General features: G+C 76.5%; 1 protein-coding gene and 2 pseudogenes. All 3 read left to right on the top strand.

Annotated elements, in window-relative coordinates:
* Positions 1-556: pseudogene (locus ACWGH4_RS26650) on the top strand (hypothetical protein); the annotation flags it as partial.
* 123 nt (positions 557-679) lie between these two features.
* Entirely contained in the window at positions 680-1447 is a 768-nt protein-coding gene (locus ACWGH4_RS26645) for a TIGR03936 family radical SAM-associated protein (protein ID WP_441262992.1), read from the top strand.
* A gap of 233 nt (positions 1448-1680) precedes the next feature.
* Positions 1681-2758 (top strand): annotated as a pseudogene (locus tag ACWGH4_RS26640) (ribonuclease E/G); the annotation flags it as partial.

The raw sequence follows: 2758 nt of genomic DNA, 5'->3' as shown, positions 1-2758 counted from the left end.
GTACCGGCAGCTGCTGACCCCGCTCGGCCACGGGATCGCCTGGCTCCTGCGCGCCCTAGGCCGGGGCCTCGCATGGCTGGTGCGGACGCTGCTCGTCGTCCCCGTGGTGTGGCTGTACCGGTACGTCCTCGCCCCCGTCGGCCGTGAGATCGCGGCGGCGGTCGCCGTGGCCTGGCGGATCGCCGGCTACATCTCGCGTGCGGTCGGCCGCGCACTGAAGTGGCTCGCGTGGAACCTCGTCGGCCGCCCTGCGAGCTGGTTCTACCGCGGCGTGTGCACGCCCGTCGGACACTTCGTGCGCGATGCCGTGTGGCGCCCGGCCGCAAGGGCCGCCGTGCAGGCGGGCCGTGCGACCGGGGCGGCGCTCGCGTCGGCGCGCGAAACCGTACGTCAGGCACGGCGCGACGCCTGGCGTGCTTTGATCGGCGCCCCCCGCGAGCCGCGGCCCGTGGTGGGTACGGCGGGTCAGGCGCGTAACCTGGGTGGCAGACAACAAACACAGACCGTTCCCGGCGTGGCGGCCGAACCCGAGATCTCCCTGCACAAGCAGGGGTGAACCGGTCGGCCCCCGGGGAGCACCCCGCACCTTGAGGGCGGCGCGCCACCCGCGCCCGCTCCACACCGAGGAGAAGAACCACTGGGCAAGCGACAGCCCGAAGGCCCGCCGCCCGCACCTGCGGTGCAGCGCATCCGACTGCGCTACACCAAGCGCGGCCGCCTCCGGTTCACCAGCCACCGTGACTTCCAGCGTGCGTTCGAGCGGGCACTGCGGCGTGCCGAGGTGCCCATGGCGTACTCGGCCGGCTTCACCCCGCACCCGAAGGTGTCGTACGCCAATGCCGCACCCACCGGCACGGGCAGCGAGGCCGAGTTCCTGGAGATCGCCCTCACCGACCACCGCGACCCGGACAAGCTGCGCGAGCTGCTGGACGAGTCGCTGCCGGACGGGCTGGACATCATCGACGCCGTCGAGGCCCGCACCTCGGGCCTCGCGGACCGGCTCACCGCCTCCGTGTGGGAGCTGCGCCTGGACGGAGTCGAGCCCCGGGACGCGGAAAGCGCCGTGGCCGCCTTCCTCGCCGCAGAGACCGTCGAGGTCCGGCGGAAGACGAAGAGCGGCATGCGCACCTTCGACGCCCGAGGCGCCGTCGCGGCACTCGAGGCGTCCGATAGGACCGGGGACACGCCCTGTGCGATACTGCGCCTGGTTGTTCGGCACGTGACACCTGCCGTGCGACCCGACGACGTCCTGTCCGGTCTCCGAGCTGTGGCCGACCTGGCGCCGCCGGTCCCCGCAGCGGTGACCAGGCTGGCGCAGGGGCTCTTCGACGAGGAGTCCGGCACGGTGACCGACCCGCTCGCGCCCGACCGCGAGGCAGCTCCGGCCGCTCCACCCATGGCCGCCGGGACCGCCTCTGCGACGGCGCCGGAAGGTCCCGCCGCGTAAGGACGGTCGTCGTAGCGCGGCTCTTGCACTCGGGAGCCACCTGGGTCGGGCCGCGCGCTGACACACAAGACTTTCGCCAGGCCGTACGTACATCGCGTACGGAACCGGCGAGCCAGACATCAGCTCCCGTGCGGCGCCCGCGCCCCGGACGGCGGCACCGCGCACATCACGCGGGCCGCGGCCGGACCGGATACAGGCGCGGCGCCCGGGAGCGTGACGGGAGAACCGCCCGCATGCTCGAGTCGAACGAAACCGGCACCGCCGGAAACAACGAGAACGAAGACAACAACAGCCCCAGCGACACGCTGCCGCCGCGCCGCAGGCGCCGCGCCGCGTCGCGTCCCGCGGGAGCCCCGAAGACGGGGGAGTCCGCCGCCGCACAGGCGCAGGCCGCCGAGGCCGTCGTCCCGGCCGTGGCCGCAGTGGGCGCCGTGGTGGAGGCATCCGGCGACGCCGGTGAAGAGACGCCCGCCGACGCCGGTGCCGCGGAGGCCGCACAGGTCGCCAAGGCCGTGACCGACGAACCGCGGGCGCGCCGCCGTGCCACCCGCAAGGCGACGGCCCCGGCCGGTTCGCCGCAGACCGCGGAGCCCGCGGAGGCCGAGGCCGCCGCGAGTGGCGAGGCCGAGGAAGCCGCGCCGCGAGCCCGTCGCCGTGCCACCCGTAAGGCCACCGCGCCCGCCAGCGCCCCGCAGCCCGCAGAGGTCACCGAGCCGGAGACGGCCGTCGCCGGCGGGTCCGCCGAGGAGGCCGCCGCCACGCGGCCCGCGCGCCGCCGTGCCACGCGCAAGGCGACCGCGCCCGCCGGTTCGCCGCAGGCCGCCGAGGCCGTGGAGCCCGAGGTCACCGTGGAAGCCGCGGAGCCGGTCGCCGACGAGGCCCCCGCGCCGCGCCGCACCCGCCGCCGCGCCTCCGCTCCGGCCGGTGCGCCGGCCGCCGTCGAAGCGGCACCGACCGCCGAGGCCGGCAGCGCCGCGCAGGCGGCTCCGGCGGAGGCGGCCGAGCAGACCGCGCAGGAGACCACGGAGCCCGCGCCGCGAGCCCGTCGCCGTGCCACCCGTAAGGCCACCGCGCCCGCCGGCGCCCCGCAGGCCGCCGAGCCGCTGACCGTCGAGACCGCGCAGCCGGAGCCCGCCGCGGAGGAGGCGCCGGCCGCCGAGGCGGAGTCCGTCGCTCCCCGGCGCACCCGCCGCCGTGCCTCCGCGCCCGCCGGCGCGCCGAAGGCCGTCGAGGCGCCGGCCGAGTCCGCCGTCCCGGTCACCGAGGCCGAGGAGGAGGAGACCACCGTGGCCGAGGAGCAGGAGGTCGAGG

The organism is Streptomyces sp. NPDC054847, assembly GCF_053610925.1.
Note: the sequence above shows the minus strand (reverse complement) of the source record. Positions and strands in the feature narration are given on the sequence as shown.